Source organism: Pseudoalteromonas sp. MIP2626 (genome assembly GCF_013414205.1).
Taxonomy (GTDB): Bacteria; Pseudomonadota; Gammaproteobacteria; order Enterobacterales; family Alteromonadaceae; genus Pseudoalteromonas; species Pseudoalteromonas nigrifaciens.
Genome location: NZ_JAATTW010000004.1, coordinates 137,702 through 156,778 on the forward strand (window position 1 = coordinate 137,702; position 19,077 = coordinate 156,778).

Here is a 19,077-nt window from a genome sequence, read left to right on the forward strand (position 1 = left end):
TAGTTAATCTAGTATTGAGTAAGGTATTTTATTGTGGGTACTTTAATGGCTTGCTTTATCGCCCCAAATTTCTTCTAGGCGGTTGTCGCGCCCACAACGCCAGCGATAGGTATTGTAGCGAATAGGATTGTTTTTATAATAATCTTGATGGTAACTTTCATCGCCTTTAATTGGGTAAAAGGTACTGGTGTTTAGTATAGGGGTAACCACGGTTTTATTTGGGAACTGTTTGCTCACTGCTTGTTTAGATTGCTCTGCTAATTTGCGCTCTTGCTCGTTAGCTACAAAAATAGCGCTTAGGTAACTTGGCCCTTTATCGCAAAATTGGCCTTTAGCATCAAAGGGATCAATGTTTACCCAGTAATGCTCGAGTATAGCTTTATAGCTAACTATTGCAGGATCGTAAGTAATTTCTACAGCTTCATAATGACCACGATGATTGCCGTTATAAGTTGGGTTTTTAAGTTTACCTCCCGTAAAACCCGATATTACATCGGTTACACCTGCTAGCTTTTCAAAATCACTTTCCATACACCAAAAGCAACCTCCGGCTAAAACGGCTTTTTCGGTTTTGTTTGCATGGGCGAGCGATGCATAAAATATAACGGATGATGTTAACGCTAAGGCTAATATTCTTTTCATAAAATCTCGCATCTGTTTGATGAATGTATAAATAAATATATTGGTATAGTTACTAGACCCGCTATTAGTAAAACGTATTTCATTTTTATTTGTAAGCCGCAACGCGCTTTAGTGAATGAGGCCACTTTAATAAAACCCACTTTAAAGCCTAAACCCTATTTTTGAGACTAACGCAAAGCTTGTTAGCAAATTTTAAGAACAGTAAAACTAATAAAATGCTTATTGCCGATGGTTCACAACTAGGCATTAGCAAAAAGATAGCGGGTAGGTGCTTAGTACACAAGCTTATAAAATGTTAACTGCCAATACCGCTGGTGGAGGTATGTATTTAAAAAGTAGGGAAGTGAGATATTTAGCACAAATGGCGTTGACTGTGTGCGTACAGTGTTTGTTTTTATATAATAAACTTTATGTATAAATTCAGTTTTATAATAGGTTGTTATATATAAAGTTTTAACTTTTAATGGTGCCGGTTTACTTAGCTGGGTTACAACATTGTAGGTAACTGTGTTTATATACAGTATTGCTTGGAGGTGTATAATATTACCTGTACTTATTAAAGTGCAGAATAGGAGTTTAATAAGAAATGGCTAGTGTATTAAACACCTTATTCAGAGCTTATTTTATTTATACTGAATGCTATTAGCTTTAATGGACAAAGTTATGAGCAAAAGAACACATCATGCTTTGTTGTGGTGAGTATAGTTTAGCAATAGCGCTAACCGCATAGCGATGCTCCGTTTTAGTTACCAGTAATTATATAGTGCTCTGTTTATAGCAAAGCTATTTTTTGGGTAAGTTGCCTTAACATAGCATCGGCATTGGGAGATTGCTCGTTTAACCCGCTAATTAAAGTCATAAAGTAGCAGTCAATCATTACGCTTGCTTTTACGTCATCAATTTGAGTTTGCTGCTGAAATAATAACTGTTTAAACAGGCTTACTTGCTCACTAAAAAAGGTTGCTTGCCAAATAACATTACTGATAAGTATTTTACTAAATTCACTGTTTTCACAATAAAAATAATACAGGGGATGTGCATAATGACGCAGCTTTAATCTAGGAGAGTGTTGTTTATCGGATGCGCGAGCTTGATTAATTATAGCGGTAATTTGTTGCTGCATTCCGGCAATCAATAAGTCTATTTTATTTTCGAAATGACTAAATACAGTGCCCACAGCCACACCAGCAGCTGTTGCAATTTCTCGGGTTGAGGTATGCTCGTAACCTTGTAATAAAAATAACTCCCAAGCAGATGCTAAAATTTTATTACGTGTTCTCTGTTTTTTATCCATTATATTTGTGTATTGCTCTCTACTAGTTTTATTAAGTAATGTTTGTAAGTGCAAAATAAGTGTTTATAAAACTGCATTAAAAACAACTGAGTACCCTATTTTAAGCTTGCAAATGCTTATTGACTATTCGCTACTTACTAAATTAAGTAAATAGTAATTGAGTGCGCTCATTTTTATTGTGAGCATGCTCAATTAATAATCTGCATTGTTATTATTATAGCAAACATGTATTTGTTCATTCTACAGGTTCTAGTTTGTTTATCTAACTCTCAAGTTAGAGTTTATTGCCTTATTTAAGCGCATTAAAATAAACCAATAGCTTGGTTATAAGCGATAATATTTACTCGCGTAAATGCTATAAAAATTAGCACAGTGTAATACTTAGGATATGTTGTTTAATAGCTGCATTTTAACTAAAATAACTTTATTTATAATGGTTGGTGTGTAAATGAATCAATTAACCGAAAAATCGATTGGCTGCCCTTATTGCGGCGAAACAATTGACGTTTTACTAGATGCTGCAGATTTAGACCAACAGTATATTGAAGACTGCCAGGTGTGTTGTAAGCCAATTATTTTTAAAGTTTTTGAAGATGCTGATGCTGAGCTTGGTGTTAATGTATACAGTGAAGATGATGCATTTTAACTTTTATAATCTCGCAGATTTAATTTAAAACCAAAAGGCTGCTTTTTATCAAAGCAGCCTTTTGGTTTTTTATGTAAGCTAAAAAGTCGTTATTTATTTTGCTGCTCTCTTGCTAATTGGTTTGGCAATAACTGCTCTATAATTTCGCGAGCGGGAAGGGTGTAGCGCGTGCCGTCAAACATCACCGAAGTGAACTCGTTAATATTAGTAATCCCCGTTAGGGTCCAACCTTCGCCGCGCTCAGGGCAATAAACCGTGGTAGTGGGCTGTATTACTTTAAAATCGTCACTCATGGCTAATTACTCTCAATATATTGCTTGTTAATGCAGTATGGTAAGTTAATAATACTGTTATATAAAGTGCTATTTATTGCTTAATAGCTATTTTTACAAATATTGAATTTAAGTAGTAGGTAGCTCAAAAATTTATAATTTTGGTAATTGCATGTTTAAAACAATAACACTACCGCGAGTTACCTTGCGTTTAATAACTCACAAACATGGCGCAGCTTTGTTTGGCATTTTAAATCATCCTTTAGTGTCTCAATATAACGATTACCAAACACCGCTTAGCCAGCAACAGGTAAAGCAATTAATACAAAACGATATTAGCGGCTATTACGAAGGGGGTGTATTGCGCTTAGCAATTGAGCATAACAGCAATGGCCAATTGTTAGGCTCGTGTGGTTTATACAAAATAAATACAGACAAGCAAACTGCTTTTATAGGTTTTGAGCTACACCCAGATTTTTGGCAACAAGGAATTATGCAAGAAGTGCTTTTAGGTTTTATGGCAGTAATGCCTGCATTACAATTAAAACATTTGTATGCTGAGGTAAGTACACACAACCAACGTTCACACGCTTTGCTAATAAAGCTAGGATTTACGCCAAAGTGTGGTGTACAAAATAGTGATAACAGTTCACTTTGGTATAAATTATTATAGAGTTAACGTGCTACAATAGCCGGTTTAAATCTAAACGTTACCTCCGTAATTACTGTAATTGTTTATAAGTAAACACAGTAAAGAACACATCATACTTTCTGTGAGGGAGTAATACCTTAGCAAAGGTGTTAAATTTATAAAGTAGCAGGGCAGTAGTAAATGCTAAGCGCAGATATTTATTTCAAATTACAATATCTGAGATCCTGACGACTTATCCGGTTCACTTAAATTGCACATTTGAGTTCGGCGTGTTTAACCTTTATGGTGGCTTTGGTCCGCACTTATACAACCTACTATATGCAAGTGCACGTAACGTTATTTGAAATGACAGCTACAGAGCAAATTGATATAGCGTTTTCAAGGCCATTACTAAGAAGCACAATTAGCAATGAATTTATTAGCCATGCGGTCTATCCAGATAAGCTAGTTGCTCTTGTTAATCAAGGCCATAAATGTGAAAGTAAATAAGTCGGGTTTTCGCCAAATAGTGTTAGCAAACCTAGGCATATGCAAACATTAGTAACCGAGATTGTAATGTTTAGGAGTGGGGTGATAGGACTGTATTGTGCACAAGAAATTTTACAGTGAGGATGTCATTTTATAACGCTGGAGAATGTAAGTACGCAAAGTCCACTACAAATTCAATTTAAAAAATGACGTAAGTACAACATTTGTAAATATAGTTTTAAGCGCCCAAATAGACATTCAAAGCAGCATGGCTGAGTGATGCTATAAACTTAAAACCAATAAAAAAGGCCTTGTTATGCTCTATAACAAGGCCTTTATAAAACTATGTTAGGCTTTAAAGTATATACCTAAAACCAATTGCGATGCCGTCATCTTCCGATTGTTCCATAAGTGCTTGTTGTTCTTTATTAGCACTTTCAAAGTCACCAAAATCTTTACGTGCTTCTATGTAAAGCTGGGTATTGTCGTCAAGTAAGTAATGAACACCAATAACGGCAAATTGACGCTTAAATACATCGTTAGGATCGGCGTTAAAGTTAGGTTGAATTACGTAATCGTCGCCAGCATCAAAAAGGTTGTATGCAATAAATGGTCTAAAGTCATTATCGAAACGGTAAGATACAAATGTTTCTATACCAACTGCTTCTTTAATTAAGCGCCCCAAATTGTCGGTATCATGGTTTTCGTTTTTATTAATGTTAGCGGCAGCGTATAAACCTGGTGCGTTAATGTTACCCCAAATAATACCAGCGCCATAAATTATATCTTCTACTGAGCGAGTTGTGCCATCGCCAAAGTGTAAGTCAAACTCACCGCGGTTAATGCCGGCAGTTAACGTAAGCATATCGGTTACGTTATAAGTTACTGCGCCACCAAAAGTGTAATTAAACTCTACTTTTTGTGCTGTCGCATCGCCAGCTTCCCATTTTGTTTGGCACTGTGCTTCTGTAATATTGCTTACATCACAAGTGTAAAACTCACTGTTTTTTAGCTGCGTTTGTACGCTAAATTCAAAGTCGTTGTAAGTATTGCGATATTGCAGCGTTTTATCACCGCGACCGGTACCATTTACTGCGCCATCGTCTTTATTATATGTGTAAACACCTGCTGCGTTACCATCCCACACATAGCTGTAGTTGGTGGCGTAAACAACATCGAACCACGAACCCCATTGTTTACCAATGGTAATTTGACCATATTTATCATGCGATAAGCCGGCATAACCTAAGCGGTTATATAAAAACTCATCTTGAATAGATTCAAAACGGTTATTATAAACAATATCACTGTTACCAACAGGGTTTACACCCCATTCAATTAAGGCCAGTGCTTCCCAATCATTTTTTAATTGGCGTTTAAAAGCAAAGTTAATACGCGAGGCACCATTTACTATTTCAGTTTGGTTTTGGGTATTGATCGCACGAACGTCAATATAACCACCAATAGAGACAGCATTTTTTTCGTCTTTATAAACTTCTACTGCTGATACAGCTGGAGCCGCTAAAATACTTACGCTTAGTAGAGTTGCTAACTTGTTATTTATCATTTGTTGCCTTGTGTAAATTTGATGCTTTTTTATTGGGGTATATCTGTGGGGTTGAAGACTAACAAAGCAATAATATGCTCAAAAGTGAAAAATAATCACCCGCAATAAACAAAATAAATGGCAAATATTCACCAAGCGTTAATTTTGTTTTTGTGGTGTTGCTTTTTTTAATGCTTTGAGTTGCTGGGTAGTTGTTTGGTATTAGAAATTAAAAAAATAAAGGTGAATTTTTTTCAAGTTGGCTAAAAAGTGAAGGGTAGTGCAAAAGCTCTAAGTGGCTTTTATATCATCAATATATACAAAAATATTTTTAATAAAAACTAAATGCGACAAACAAGCTAACAAACAGGTTAAACAGTTGTATTAAATAATTTTGCAGATGTTAACAACGGCGAATGAAATTCAGTCAGCAAAAATTTATTAATTAAATACGCACCAGCAGCAATATCAATTGCTGACTGATGTTGTTTTTGGATACAAATATAAGGAGGTGCTAACTTTTCAAAATTGAAATTTGTTTAATTATGCGGCAATTTAATCGCTTTGTAAGGTGCGTTACCTAGTGTGCGTTAAGTAATATTTTACAACTTAATTATAGTTATTAAAGCAGGCTCTTATTTGCGTATTTAGCCTTTAAACTTTCATAGAAAAAACGATGAATTTGGTTTAAACTGCGCGCAATTAAAATACATCATGTCTCCCTTGGAGGGTAGCGCTATTATTAGTACAGCTAACATCACCATGCAATTTGGTGCTAAACCATTATTTGAAAACATCTCAGCAAAATTTGGCGACGGCAACCGTTACGGTTTGATCGGTGCTAATGGTTGCGGTAAATCAACATTTATGAAAATTCTAAGTGGTGAGCTTGAGCCGTCTTCGGGTAACGTTAGCACTGATCCAAATGAACGAGTTGCTAAACTAAACCAAGACCAGTTTGCGTACGAAGAGTATTCTGTAATTGATACTGTGATCATGGGTCACAAGCAGTTATGGGAAATTAAACAAGAACGCGACCGCATTTACTCTTTAGCTGAAATGAGCGAAGCGGATGGCATGAAAGTAGCCGATTTGGAAACTGAATTTGCCGAAATGGACGGTTATTCTGCAGAATCTAAAGCGGGTGAGTTGTTATTAGGTGTAGGTATTGCTACTGAGCAACACTATGGCCCTATGTCAGAAATTGCGCCAGGTTTTAAATTGCGTGTACTTTTAGCACAGGTACTGTTTTCAGATCCTGAAATAATGCTACTCGATGAACCTACTAATAACTTGGATATTTATACAATCAAGTGGTTAGAAGATGTATTGAACCAACGCGATTGCACCATGATAATAATTTCGCATGACCGCCACTTTTTAAACTCGGTTTGTACCCACATGGCCGATATTGATTACGGTGAGCTGCGTATTTATTCAGGTAACTACGACGAATACATGTTTGCTGCAACGCAAGCACGTGAGCGTCTGTTAAGCGAAAACGCCAAAAAGAAAAACCAAATTGCTGAACTTCAACAATTTGTATCGCGTTTTTCTGCTAATGCGTCAAAAGCTAAGCAAGCAACGTCGCGTGCTAAACGTATCGACAAAATTCAGTTAGATGAAGTTAAAGCGTCATCACGTCAAACGCCATTTATTCGTTTCGATCAAGAAAAACAATTATTCCGTAATGCGCTAGAAATGACTAACCTTAGTCAAGGTTTTGGCGACAACACTTTGTTCTCTGGCCTTGAAGGTTTAGTAGAAGTAGGTGAACGCATTGCTATTATTGGCGAAAACGGTGTAGGTAAAACAACACTGTTAAATACCTTTGCTGGGCGTTTAGCGCCTAAGTCGGGTGAGTTTAAGTGGTCTGAAAATGCCAATATTGGTTATTACGCGCAAGATCATGCAGATGAATTTGCCACCGATATGAACTTATTTGAGTGGATGGAGCAATGGCAGCAAGAAGGCGACGACGAGCAAGTGGTGCGCAGCTTTTTAGGCCGTATGTTGTTCTCTCAAAACGATATTAAAAAGTCGGTTAAAGTAATATCGGGTGGTGAGCAAGGCCGTATGTTATTTGGTAAAATTATGATGCATAAACCAAATATATTACTAATGGATGAGCCAACCAACCACATGGATATGGAATCTATTGAAGCACTTAACTTAGCACTTGAAGCCTACGAAGGTACTTTATTGTTTGTGTCTCACGATCGCCAATTTGTATCATCGGTTGCTACGCGTATCTGGGAAGTTAAAGACGGTAAGGTTATTGACTTTAGAGGTACCTACGCTGAGTACCTAGCAAGTAAAGAGGCGTAAATAGCGCTTTACTGCTAACTTTAAAAAGCTATGTTTAACATGGCTTTTTTTGTTTTTGTTAGTCGCAATTTAATGACTTTTGGGTATAATACCCGCCATAAAAGCGGACATAAGTCCGCTAGTTAAAATAGTATATTACTGAGGAGTATTTATGAAAGTTGGCATTATTATGGGTTCTAAATCAGATTGGCCAACCATGGAACATGCGGCGCTCATGCTAGAAAAATTTGGCATTGAGTACGAAACAAAAGTAGTTTCTGCCCACCGAACTCCTCAACTCCTTGCTGATTACGCAAGCTCAGCAAGTGACCGTGGTATTAAAGTTATAATTGCAGGCGCAGGCGGCGCGGCCCATTTGCCGGGTATGGCAGCTGCATTTACCTCATTACCAGTACTTGGTGTGCCAGTTAAATCAAAAGCGCTTAATGGTATTGATTCGCTACTTTCTATTTGCCAAATGCCTAAAGGTGTTGCGGTAGGGACATTAGCTATTGGTGAGCCTGGCGCTGCTAATGCAGGTTTACTTGCAGCGCAAATTTTAGGGTGTCAAAACCCTGAAATATTCGCAAAAATTGAAGCGTTTCGTAAAGAACAAACCGACACTATTTTAGCTAACCCTAATCCTGCAGAGTAATAATGACTATTTTAATTTTAGGTGCAGGGCAATTAGCACGCATGATGAGCCTTGCTGGCGCGCCACTTAATTTAAACGTGGTTGCGTACGATGTAGGCAGCCAAAAAATTGTGCACCCACTCACAGGCGAAGTTTACTCAACCACATTAGAGCAAGCCATAGCAAACGCAGATGCAATTACTGCTGAGTTTGAGCATATACCTGACGATGTATTAACACTTTGTTGTAATAGCAATAAGTTTTATCCGGGTAAAGCGGCCATTAAAACCGGTGGCGATCGCCAAATCGAAAAAGCACTACTAGATAAAACAGCTGTAGCGTGCGCACCGTATCAACTTATTACTGAAAAAGCGCACCTTGAGCTTGCGGTTAAAAACCTAGGTAAACCTTTAGTTATTAAAACCTGTCAAGCAGGCTACGATGGTAAAGGCCAATGGCGATTAAAGTCTGACGATCAAATTGATGAAATTTGGGCTCAAATGTCTGATTTTATTACCTCAGGCACAGCACATGCACCTCATACTATTATTGCTGAAAAAATGATTCCGTTCGATCGTGAAGTATCTATTATTGGTGCACGCGATAAAAACGGTAATGTTGCAATTTATCCGTTAACCGAAAACCAGCACACCAATGGTGTATTAACCTTATCGGTAGCAGGTTTAAATAATAGCCATGTAGAGCAGCAAGCTATTGATGCCTTTACTAAATTAGCGAATGAGCTTAATTATGTGGGTGTATTGGCAATTGAGTTTTTTGACGTTAAAGGCACTTTACTGGTAAACGAAATTGCCCCGCGTGTACACAACTCAGGCCACTGGACACAGCAAGGTTGCCATTGCTCGCAGTTTGAAAACCATATGCGTGCGGTTGCAGGGCTGCCTCTGGGTAATACTGAGCTTAAACACGCCACTGCGATGATAAATGTGCTTGGCCAAGCCAGTATTCCTACTGCAGTTTTAGAAGTGACTGATGTAACTAGTCATTGGTACGGTAAAACAGTAAAACCAGGGCGTAAAATGGGTCATATTAATGTCTCAGCTCAAAGTCTACATCAACTAGGTGAACGCTTAGCTGAACTTAGCGAGTGTTTACCAGAACAAGCCTACCCAGGTATTTTAGCCACGAGTACATCTTTGATACTCAACTAAAAATAAGCAATAAATTGGGACATCTCAATTTATTGCTTAACGCCAAAGGCTACACCTATGTTTAACCCTAAATACCGCAATGTTGTGTTTGCATTTTTAATGGCACTATTAATGTCGGGCTTTATGTCTTTTGTGATCTCATTATTTAACGTGGGAATGGTCGATAATATTATAACTATATGGCTCAAAGCATGGATATTTGCATTTTCTATCGCATTTCCTACAGTTATTCTAGTTGCACCTTTAGTACACAAGTTAACTGATAAAATAATTCGAGCGTAATACAGCATGCCATTAACACTCAAAAAGCCATTGTTTTTAATTCTTTTAGCATTATGTATCACTCCTTTTATTGGCGCTGGTAGTGCACTGGTAATAGGCGCTGCTTTTGCTATGACATTAGGTAATCCGTTTGCCGAGCTTTCGCAAAAAGCCAGTAAGTGGATGTTAAAAGCAGCGGTGGTCGGGCTTGGTTTTGCCGTTGACTTTAATCAGGTAATTGAAGTGGGTAGCAGCTCTTTAGTGCTCACTATTGTGAGTATTACCGCAATAATTGGCTTAGGTGAAATACTTACCCAAGTATTTAAACTTAACCGCAATACCGGCGTATTAATTTCATTTGGCACTGCTATTTGTGGTGGCAGTGCTATTGCAGCTATGGCACCGGTAATTAAAGCAAAAGATCATGAAGTGGCTGTGGCACTTGGCGTAGTATTTATGCTCAATGGCGTGGGCTTACTGTTGTTTCCGGCCATTGGCCATTATTTTAATTTAACCGAGCAGCAATTTGGCATGTGGGCTGCTTTAGCTATTCACGATACCAGCAGTGTTGTAGGTGCATCCGCTACTTATGGCGCTGTGGCACTAAGCATTGCCACCACAGTAAAATTAACCCGCGCTATGTGGATCATTCCTTATACTGCGCTTGCTGGGGTGTTTTTACGCTCAGATGAAAAAGCCAGTATTCCACTATTTATTGTTGGCTTTGTACTCGCCGCACTTATTAATACTTATTTGCCACAGTTTTCACCTGTATGGAGCGTTATTAATATAGTTGCTAAACAATTGCTTATAGTTACATTATTTTTAATTGGTAGTGGCCTATCATTAGCAGTACTAAAACAAGCCGGACTTAAGCCCTTTATAATGGCAATTTTATTATGGATAGTGGTAAGTAGTGTTATTTTATTATTAATTTTAGATGGGTTGATATAATGAAAGGTAATTTAAGTAGTATTACTTTGGGTAGTACGTTGTTTTGTTTACTGCTAAGCAACTACGTTGCAGCGGCGCAACTGCGTGTTGCCACCTTTAATGTAAGTATGGATGCAACTAACTATACACCAAGAAAAACCCCTGTAAAAAGCGATTCTTTGGTTAGCGCGCTTAAAGCAGAGCATTCACAAATTAAAAATATTGCCGAAATAATTCAACGTGTTCGCCCCGATATAATACTATTAAACGAGTTTGACTATGTGCCAAAAGAGCAGGGTATAGCGTACTTTAAAAGCCATTATTTAAACGTGAGTCAAAATAATCAAGCGGCAATAGACTATCCTTATTTTTATATTGCGCCGGTTAATACCGGTTTAGCCACTGAGTTTGATTTAGATAACGACGGTAAAAAAATAGGAATAATGGGCGACGCTCACGGTTTTGGTTTTTTTGAAGGCCATTACGGTATGGCCGTTTTATCTCGTTATCCAATCGATTTAGATAAAGTACGAACGCTGCAAACTTTTAAATATAAAGATATGCCTAATGCGCAAATGCCTATCGATCCAACCACAGGCAAAAACTGGTATAACGAGCAAGAATGGCAAAACATTCGTTTGAGCTCAAAATCTTTTTGGGATTTACCCATATCAGTTAATAATAAAACGGTACACATACTTGCATCGCACCCAACCCCGCCGGTTTTTGATGGCTTAGAGGACAGAAACGGTAAGCGTAACCATGATGAAGTAAGGTTAGTTGCAGACTACATTAATAATGCCGATTATATTTATGACGATAAAGGTAAAAAAGGCGGTTTAAATGCTCAGTCTCGGTTTGTTATTTTAGGTGACTTAAATGCCGCCCCTGAGGGTGATAAACAGCGAACTATAACTACAGATCAGCTACTTAAGCATCCGCTTGTAAACGCCAGTTTTATACCGCAAAGTGCTGGCGCAAAAGAGCAATATCCACAGCACAGCCATGCTAAAAATTACAGTGCAAGTTGGCAAGCACGGGTTGACTATGTTTTGCCATCGCATTATGGGTTAAAAATTATTGATGGTGGGGTATTTTGGCCAACTAAAAATAGCCAGCTATACCGCTTAATTAAAGACAGAAATGCGTCGAGTGATCATCGACTAGTTTGGCTAGATTTACGCTTAGAATAAGCAACCTAACTCAGTTACACCGGCGTTTGTCTTAAAAAATTGCAATCACCAAAGTGCTTCTGCTTAAATACGGCTTAATTATAATTACCGTTAAGAAGCACTATGATTTTTAATATCTCATCGTCCAAAACATTAATAGCACTGGCTGTTGCCTCAAGTGTTTTTTTAGCAGGGTGTCAAGCAACTGCATCATCTTCAACAGCTACGCAAAATAATGTAACAACGTCTCCTGTTGCTGCCGTTGTTAATACCCCCGCCGATATGGGCTCTACTAAAATAACGTTAGAGCAAGCTATGGCCCATCCCGATTGGCTTGGACGTCAACCAGAGCGCGCATTTTGGGGCAGTGATTCTGCTACCATTATTTATGCACGTAAAGAGCAAGGTAATGAGTTACGTAACTTATTTAGCCAATCAATTACAAGCCAAAGCGCAGAGCAAATAGCACTTAATAAACTGCACACTGTAGGTGCAAATAAAGCTGTTTATTCAAAAAATAAAGCCCTGCAAGCCTATGTATTTGAGGGTAATATATTTGTAAAAAGCGTTACAACAGGTGCAATTCAACAAGTAACGCATACCTCTAGCACTGAATCTAAACCACAATTTTTAAATGATGGCAGCTTAGCTTATCGTCAAGGTAATACATTTTTTAAAGTTGACTTAAGCTCAGGCTTAACCACTGAAATTGCTAATTTAAAACTGGCAGATAAGCCCCAGGGCATTACAGAGCCAAGCAGTTATATTGCTAAAGAGCAGCACAAACTTATTGATTACATAGCGCTAACGCATAAAAACAATAAAGATAAACAAGCACGCAAAGCACAGCTTAAGCAGCAAAATAGCTCAATTGCTAATACTGAGTTTTATTTAGGCAAAGGTAATAGTGTAAAAGACGTGCAGTTATCGCCAAATGGTGATGCTTTATTAGTGGTAGTGCAAGAGCAAAGAGATTGGCGCGATGATAGCGATATAATGCCAAATTATATTACCGATGATGCCCGCATTGAACCTAAAAAAGCGCGCCGCCGAGTAGCTGACGAAAAGTCGCAAACCTCAGAGCTGGTATACATTAATTTAAACGATAAAAGTCAAAATACCTTAAGCTTTGATACCCTACCGGGCTTTGATGAAGACGTATTAGCAGCGGTTAAAAAAGAAAACTATGCCCGTGATGGTAAAACGTATAAGTCTAAAAAAGCGCCGCGTGGTATAAATTTAATTAGCGATTGGGGCTGGGATCAAAGCCCTATAATTTGGAACGACGACGGCTCAAACGTAGCAATAATGCTAGAAGCGTGGGATAACAAAGATCGCTGGTTAGCAACCGTCGATTTTAAAAATAATAAGTTAGTGTCGCAACATCGTTTACATGACGACGCTTGGATAGCCTATGCTTTTAACGATTTTGGCTGGCTACACAACTCTAACACCTTATATTATTTATCAGAGCAGTCGGGTTACAGTCAGCTTTATAAAAAGCCGTTAAATGGTAAAGCAACAGCGCTAACAACAGGTAAGTTTGAAGTATCTAACCTTACGCTTACCGACGATAACAGTGCTATTTATTATAAAGCTAACGTTGAACACCCAGGCCTATACGAAATTTATCGTGTAAATCCACTAACCGGTAAAAACGAGCAAGTAACCGACCTTAACGGTATGACCGACTATACACTTAGCCCTGATCAAACCAAGCTGCTGTTAAAGCACTCAACAATTATGTTACCAACTGAGTTGTATGTGGCTGATGCAAAAGCAAACACACAGGTTACCCGGTTAACACATACGGTTTCGGATGAGTTTTTAGCTAAAAAGCTAACGGCCCCTAAAATAATTGCAGTGCCATCTAGCCATACTGATCAACCTATTTACGCAAAAGTGTACTATCCGGCTGATTATGTAGAGGGCGAAGTGGGTAAAAAGCGTAAAGCGGTTATTTTTAACCACGGTGCAGGTTACTTACAAAACTCGCACTTGGGCTGGTCTGGGTATTTTCGTGAGTTTATGTTTCATTCGTTATTAGCTGACGAAGGTTATGTAGTAATGGATATGGATTACCGCGCATCTAAAGGTTATGGACGTGATTGGCGTACGGCAATTTATCGTCAAATGGGTACACCCGAAACCCAAGATTTAGCTGATGGGGTTAAATGGATGGCAGAAAATGCCAACGTAAATACGCAAGCTGTAGGTACGTATGGCGGCTCTTATGGCGGCTTTATGACCTTTATGGCGTTATTTACCGCGCCAGAATTGTTTCAAGCGGGCGCTGCACTTCGCCCCGTTACCGATTGGGCTCATTATAATGCGCCGTACACGGCAAATATATTAAACCATCCGGATGTTGATCCAATTGCATATGAGCGCAGTTCGCCTATTTACTATGCTGAGGGTTTAAACAAACGCTTATTAATTAATGCGCCTATGGTTGACGACAACGTGTTTTTTCAAGATACGGTTAGATTAGTACAGCGTTTAATTGAGCTTGAAAAAGAAAACTTTGAAACGGCTATTTTTCCGGTAGAGCCGCACGGTTTTGTGCAGCCATCGAGCTGGTTAGATGAATATCGCCGTATTTATAAACTGTTTAAAGAAACCCTGTAACGATTAATAACAAGTTACACCTAAAACGCCACTTTTAAGTGGCGTTTTTTATATTTAGTTTTTGTTTTTAATGTAGTTAACTAATAAAGGTGCAGCTAATAAAGTACCACCAATAGCACCAATTAAGTGCGCGTCAATTGCAACGGTTGAGTTTATAAGCTTACCAATATCAGCATTAGGGCCATTTAGCTGCTCAAATATTATTTTAAGCCACACCCCAATAAACAATAAATAGCCCGACTTAAGCTCAAGTGTTGTATCTTTAACTGCGCCCCAAATAATAACGCCATGTAACAGTGCGCTTAGCCCAGTGTAAATATAAATACTGGGGCAAAACCAGTAAACACCTAAGCCGCACCACAGAGCCAATAAGCTAATATTAATAGCGTAGCGTTTAGGCGACGTATATTCGCCATGTAGTAACCAAATTAAAATAATACCGCCGCAGTTTAGCGCCAAATGTGCCCAGTTAGCATGAACAAATTGGCTGCTAAAAACTCGCCACAATTCGCCCTGAGTAACTAAATCGCGATTAAATTCGAGTAAGTCATTTAAATCAAAAGTAGCAAAAGTAACGCTTAGCAGCATTAAAAATAAAGGAGGGAGTAAATAACGAGGTTGCACTGGTAAATTAAGCATTTAATTGTAATTTTTAGTATTAATTTTTGCATATTGTGCCTGTTTAACTTTAAGATGCCAATTAACTCCTGATAATTTAGGTTATTTACTCTTTATGAACTTTAAACATCACGCATTACTTGCTATTACATTATGTGCAACGTCTTTTCCTTTATTTGCACAACCCCTTACTCAAATTGAAACGCGCGAGCCAGAAGCCGCAACCGGCCTAGTACATAAACAAGCCGTGAGCGGCAATAAATATATGGTGGTTGCAGCTAACCCGTATGCATCTCGTGCTGGGCAGCAAATATTAGCGCAAGGCGGCAGCGCTGTTGATGCTGCAATAGCAACGCAACTGGTACTGACTTTAGTAGAACCACAATCGTCAGGTATTGGTGGCGGCACCTTTATGCTGTACTACAACAAAGTAAACAACAAATTAACCAGTTTTGATGGCCGTGAAACTGCACCAGAAAACGCCGACGAAACATTGTTTTTAGATAAGCATGGCAAAGCCGTGAAGTGGATTGAAGCCATAGTAGGTGGACGCTCAGTAGGTGTGCCAGGGGTTTTACATGCCTTTGCTAACGCACATAAACAATACGGTAAACTACCTTGGGCTGATTTATTTAAACCAGCCATTGAGCTTGCAGAGCAAGGCTTTGAGGTTTCGCCGCGATTACACGGTTTACTGCAGCGCCAATTAAACCCTGGCGTAATGAGCATGCCAGTAATTAACGACTACTTTTTCCCAAACGGTAAATTAATTGCGATAGGTAGCATCAAAAAAAACCAGCCATTAGCTAATTTATACAAAGAGATTGCTAGTAATGGTATTGATGCATTTTATAAGGGCGCTAATGCCAAACAAATGGTTAATGCGGTACAGCACTCTAAAATAGCGCCTGGCAAATTAAATGAGCAAGATCTGGCTAATTACACTAGCAAAGAGCGCGAGGCGGTATGTATTGAGTACCGTGTTTATAATGTATGTTCTATGGCACCACCCAGTAGCGGCGGGGTAGCTGTGCTGCAAATGCTTGGCTTATTAGAGCATAAAAACATGGGCGCACTGCCAGCAAATGGTGAGCAAGCACTGCATTACTTTAGCCAAGCATCAAGAATTGCGTTTGCCGATAGGGATGTTTACATGGGCGATCCCGATTTTACCCAAGTACCTACCAAGGAATTATTAAATAAAGACTATATAGCCACACGTGCAAAACTAATTACCGAGCAAGATATAACAGCCGTTGCTGGTAACCCAGTTGATTACTTAAGTTATGCCAAAGATGACTCGTTCGAATTGCCATCAACCAGCCATGTGTCGATTGTAGATAGCCAAGGTAATGCAGTGTCTATGACCAGTTCAATAGAAATGGCTTTTGGCTCAACGGTAATGGTAAATGGTTTTATTTTAAATAATCAGCTGACTGACTTTTCATTATCGCCGCGTAAAAACGGCCAGCTTGTAGCAAACCGAGTTGAAGCTGGCAAGCGCCCGCGCAGCTCTATGTCGCCAGTAATGGTATTTAATAAAGATGGAAGTTTACGTTTGGTTGTCGGATCTCCTGGCGGAAGCCGTATTATTAGTTACGTTGCGCAAGTGGTAATTGGCGTGCTTGATTGGGATTTATCTGTTCAAGAAGCAATTAATCTACCACGTACTACTAATCGTAACGACTACACTAGCCTTGAAAAAGGCACTGCGCTTGAAGCATTAGCGCAAGCACTTAGCAAGCGTGGTCATAATGTTAGAATTTTAGATTTAAATTCTGGTTTACATGCAGTTGAAGTAAAAAACAATACATTAATAGGCGGCGCCGATCCTCGCCGTGAAGGGGTGGCTTTGTCTGATTTAACTGATAAAAGCGCCACTTTAAAATTCTAAATTATGTATAATACAAATGCGCTAAGCTAGTGTTTAAAATTAGCGCATTTATATATTCTCAATGGTCTGACAAGGTTAAATAGCATTGCAATTTAGCCTTTAACACCGATAATGGCAGATCATAACTTAAGACTAAGTAAAGCTTGGAAATATGACTACAAATACCGATCCAAATTATCTTTATATTCATCATTCTGGCCCCGGCCTTCTTGAAACGCCATTACTCAATAAAGGCAGTGCATTTAGCCAAAAAGAACGCGAAAACTTTAATATTGCGGGTTTACTGCCTCCTCGTTATGAAACAATCGAAGAGCAGGTAGAGCGTTGTTACCAGCAGTATTCTAGTTTTACCGACAATCTTAATAAGCATATTTATTTACGTGCAATTCAAGATAATAACGAAACACTTTATTATCATTTAGTGCGTGATCATATTGAAGAAATGATGCCAATAATTTATACCCCAACAGTGGGTGATGCCTGTGAAAAATTCTCAGATATATATCGCAGCGCACGTGGATTATTTATTTCATATGAAAATCGTTTTCAAATAGACGACATTTTACGCAATGCCACCAAAGGTAAAGTAAAAGTAATTGTGGTAACCGATGGTGAACGCATTTTAGGCTTAGGTGACCAAGGTATTGGTGGCATGGGTATTCCTATTGGTAAGCTATCTTTGTATACCGCATGTGGTGGCATTAGCCCTGCGTATACATTACCGGTAATGCTAGATGTGGGTACAAATAACGAGAAGCTATTAAACGATCCTATGTATATGGGTGCGCGTCATAAGCGTATTACTCAAGATGAGTACGATGAGTTTTTAGACTTATTTATTAAAGCAATCAAGCGTCGCTGGCCAAATGTATTACTACAGTTTGAAGACTTTGCTCAGCCAAATGCGATGCCACTGCTGAAACGTTACCGCAATGAAATTTGTAGTTTTAATGACGACATTCAAGGCACAGCTGCAGTAACTGTTGGCTCATTGCTTGCTGCGTGTAGAGTTAAAAACGAACGCCTAGCAGATCAAAAAGTAGTATTTGTTGGTGCTGGCTCTGCGGGTTGTGGTATTGCTGAGCAAATTGTAAGCCAAATGGTTTTTGAAGGTATTAGCGAAGCGCAAGCACGCAGCCAGGTATTTATGGTTGACCGCTTTGGCTTGTTATCGGAAGGTATGGAAGGTCTACGCGACTTTCAGCAAGTTTTAGCACAACCACAAGCTCGTTTGAGTGAATGGACGTACAGCGGCGAATTTGCGTCATTACTTGATGTAATGCATTGCTCTAAACCCGATATTTTAATTGGTGTTTCGGGCCAACCTGGTTTATTTACCGAACAAGTAATACGCGCTATGTATTCAGGTTGTGCACAACCTATTATTTTCCCATTAAGTAACCCGTCAAAACAGGTAGAAGCACACCCAATAGATATTATTAACTGGACCGAAGGTAAAGCACTTGTTGCTTCAGGTAGCCCATTTGCCCCAGTTGAATATAATGGTGAGCTTTTCCCAATTCCGCAGTGTAACAACAGTTATATTTTCCCGGGAATTGGCTTAGGGGTTATAGCTGCAAAAGCAACGCGTATTACAGATGCTATGTTAAGTGTTTCTAGCGAAATGCTGGCTGAATCATCGCCGCGTGCAAACACAGGTAAAGGGAGTTTATTGCCGGCACTTACAGAAATTGAAACCCTAAGTAAACGTATTGCATTTGCTGTAGGCAAAAAAGCGATTGAAGAGGGCGTTGCTCTTGATATTTCTGACGACGCACTATGGGCTGCTATCGATAAAAACTACTGGTTACCTAAGTACCGTAACTATAAGCGCAGTAGCATTTAAAGCTGCAACTTAGTATTTAGTAATAATTAAAAAACAGGCTACGGCCTGTTTTTTGTACTTGTTCATCTGTAATTAACCACTTAAAGTGTTTA

At 38.8% G+C, this 19,077-nt stretch carries 17 protein-coding genes; 12 read left to right on the forward strand and 5 right to left on the reverse strand.

From position 1 onward, the window contains the following. Positions 1–42 precede the first annotated feature (42 nt). Both msrA and HC000_RS04410 read right to left on the reverse strand, forming a co-directional pair. Positions 43–642: a peptide-methionine (S)-S-oxide reductase MsrA gene (gene msrA / locus HC000_RS04405; protein WP_179807041.1), complete on the reverse strand. Its 600-nt coding sequence runs from the start codon at positions 640–642 to the stop codon at positions 43–45. 772 nt (positions 643–1,414) lie between these two features. Further along, on the reverse strand, positions 1,415–1,936 hold the full coding sequence (locus HC000_RS04410; protein ID WP_041454430.1) for a TetR/AcrR family transcriptional regulator: 522 nt from the start codon (positions 1,934–1,936) through the stop codon (positions 1,415–1,417). A 448-nt stretch (positions 1,937–2,384) separates the two neighbouring features. Between HC000_RS04410 and HC000_RS04415 the strand changes: the two genes are divergently transcribed. Then, positions 2,385–2,582, forward strand: a complete 198-nt coding sequence (locus HC000_RS04415) for a CPXCG motif-containing cysteine-rich protein (protein ID WP_011328257.1) — start codon at positions 2,385–2,387, stop codon at positions 2,580–2,582. A gap of 89 nt (positions 2,583–2,671) precedes the next feature. On the opposite strand, the gene HC000_RS04420 is transcribed toward HC000_RS04415, so the two are convergent. Further along, complete coding sequence (locus HC000_RS04420) at positions 2,672–2,875, reverse strand: hypothetical protein (protein WP_011328256.1); 204 nt, start codon at positions 2,873–2,875, stop codon at positions 2,672–2,674. 151 nt (positions 2,876–3,026) lie between these two features. Here HC000_RS04420 and HC000_RS04425 point away from each other — a divergent pair, with 151 nt between their 5' ends. Together HC000_RS04425 and HC000_RS04430 are read left to right on the forward strand one after the other, a co-directional pair. Continuing rightward, a complete protein-coding gene (locus HC000_RS04425) occupies positions 3,027–3,527 on the forward strand; it encodes a GNAT family N-acetyltransferase (protein WP_011328255.1) in 501 nt (166 codons plus the stop codon). Between the two features lie 297 nt (positions 3,528–3,824). Further along, positions 3,825–3,995 (forward strand): hypothetical protein, encoded by a 171-nt coding sequence (locus HC000_RS04430; protein WP_157863178.1) that lies wholly within the window; start codon positions 3,825–3,827, stop codon positions 3,993–3,995. A gap of 334 nt (positions 3,996–4,329) precedes the next feature. On the opposite strand, the gene HC000_RS04435 is transcribed toward HC000_RS04430, so the two are convergent. After that, on the reverse strand, positions 4,330–5,541 hold the full coding sequence (locus HC000_RS04435; RefSeq protein ID WP_179807042.1) for a porin: 1,212 nt from the start codon (positions 5,539–5,541) through the stop codon (positions 4,330–4,332). A 717-nt stretch (positions 5,542–6,258) separates the two neighbouring features. On the opposite strand from HC000_RS04435, the gene HC000_RS04440 reads away from it, so the two are divergent. The 7 genes from HC000_RS04440 (at position 6,259) to HC000_RS04470 (ending at position 14,627) form a co-directional block, all read left to right on the forward strand. Beyond that, positions 6,259–7,848 (forward strand): ABC-F family ATPase, encoded by a 1,590-nt coding sequence (locus HC000_RS04440; protein WP_080516828.1) that lies wholly within the window; start codon positions 6,259–6,261, stop codon positions 7,846–7,848. A gap of 151 nt (positions 7,849–7,999) precedes the next feature. After that, positions 8,000–8,482 carry a 5-(carboxyamino)imidazole ribonucleotide mutase gene (gene purE, locus HC000_RS04445; protein WP_011328251.1) on the forward strand — a complete coding sequence of 161 codons (483 nt, stop codon included), beginning with the start codon at positions 8,000–8,002 and terminating at the stop codon, positions 8,480–8,482. A gap of 2 nt (positions 8,483–8,484) precedes the next feature. After that, positions 8,485–9,633, forward strand: a complete 1,149-nt coding sequence (locus HC000_RS04450) for a 5-(carboxyamino)imidazole ribonucleotide synthase (RefSeq protein ID WP_179807043.1) — start codon at positions 8,485–8,487, stop codon at positions 9,631–9,633. 57 nt (positions 9,634–9,690) lie between these two features. Then, positions 9,691–9,915, forward strand: a complete 225-nt coding sequence (locus HC000_RS04455) for a DUF2798 domain-containing protein (RefSeq protein WP_179807044.1) — start codon at positions 9,691–9,693, stop codon at positions 9,913–9,915. A gap of 6 nt (positions 9,916–9,921) precedes the next feature. Beyond that, positions 9,922–10,848 (forward strand): putative sulfate exporter family transporter, encoded by a 927-nt coding sequence (locus tag HC000_RS04460; protein WP_011328248.1) that lies wholly within the window; start codon positions 9,922–9,924, stop codon positions 10,846–10,848. Next, entirely contained in the window at positions 10,848–12,020 is a 1,173-nt protein-coding gene (locus tag HC000_RS04465; RefSeq protein ID WP_179807045.1) for an endonuclease/exonuclease/phosphatase family protein, read from the forward strand. The genes HC000_RS04460 and HC000_RS04465 overlap by 1 nt, the downstream gene beginning before the upstream one ends. Positions 12,021–12,122: 102 nt before the next feature. Further along, positions 12,123–14,627 carry a prolyl oligopeptidase family serine peptidase gene (locus HC000_RS04470; RefSeq protein WP_179807046.1) on the forward strand — a complete coding sequence of 835 codons (2,505 nt, stop codon included), beginning with the start codon at positions 12,123–12,125 and terminating at the stop codon, positions 14,625–14,627. A gap of 54 nt (positions 14,628–14,681) precedes the next feature. On the opposite strand, the gene rrtA is transcribed toward HC000_RS04470, so the two are convergent. Beyond that, positions 14,682–15,266 carry a rhombosortase gene (gene rrtA, locus HC000_RS04475; protein ID WP_179807047.1) on the reverse strand — a complete coding sequence of 195 codons (585 nt, stop codon included), beginning with the start codon at positions 15,264–15,266 and terminating at the stop codon, positions 14,682–14,684. Positions 15,267–15,360: 94 nt separating this feature from the next. On the opposite strand from rrtA, the gene ggt reads away from it, so the two are divergent. Both ggt and HC000_RS04485 read left to right on the forward strand, forming a co-directional pair. Continuing rightward, a complete protein-coding gene (gene ggt / locus HC000_RS04480) occupies positions 15,361–17,139 on the forward strand; it encodes a gamma-glutamyltransferase (protein ID WP_179807048.1) in 1,779 nt (592 codons plus the stop codon). A gap of 151 nt (positions 17,140–17,290) precedes the next feature. Then, positions 17,291–18,985, forward strand: a complete 1,695-nt coding sequence (locus HC000_RS04485; RefSeq protein WP_179807049.1) for an NAD-dependent malic enzyme — start codon at positions 17,291–17,293, stop codon at positions 18,983–18,985. The last annotated feature ends 92 nt before the right edge of the window (positions 18,986–19,077 follow it).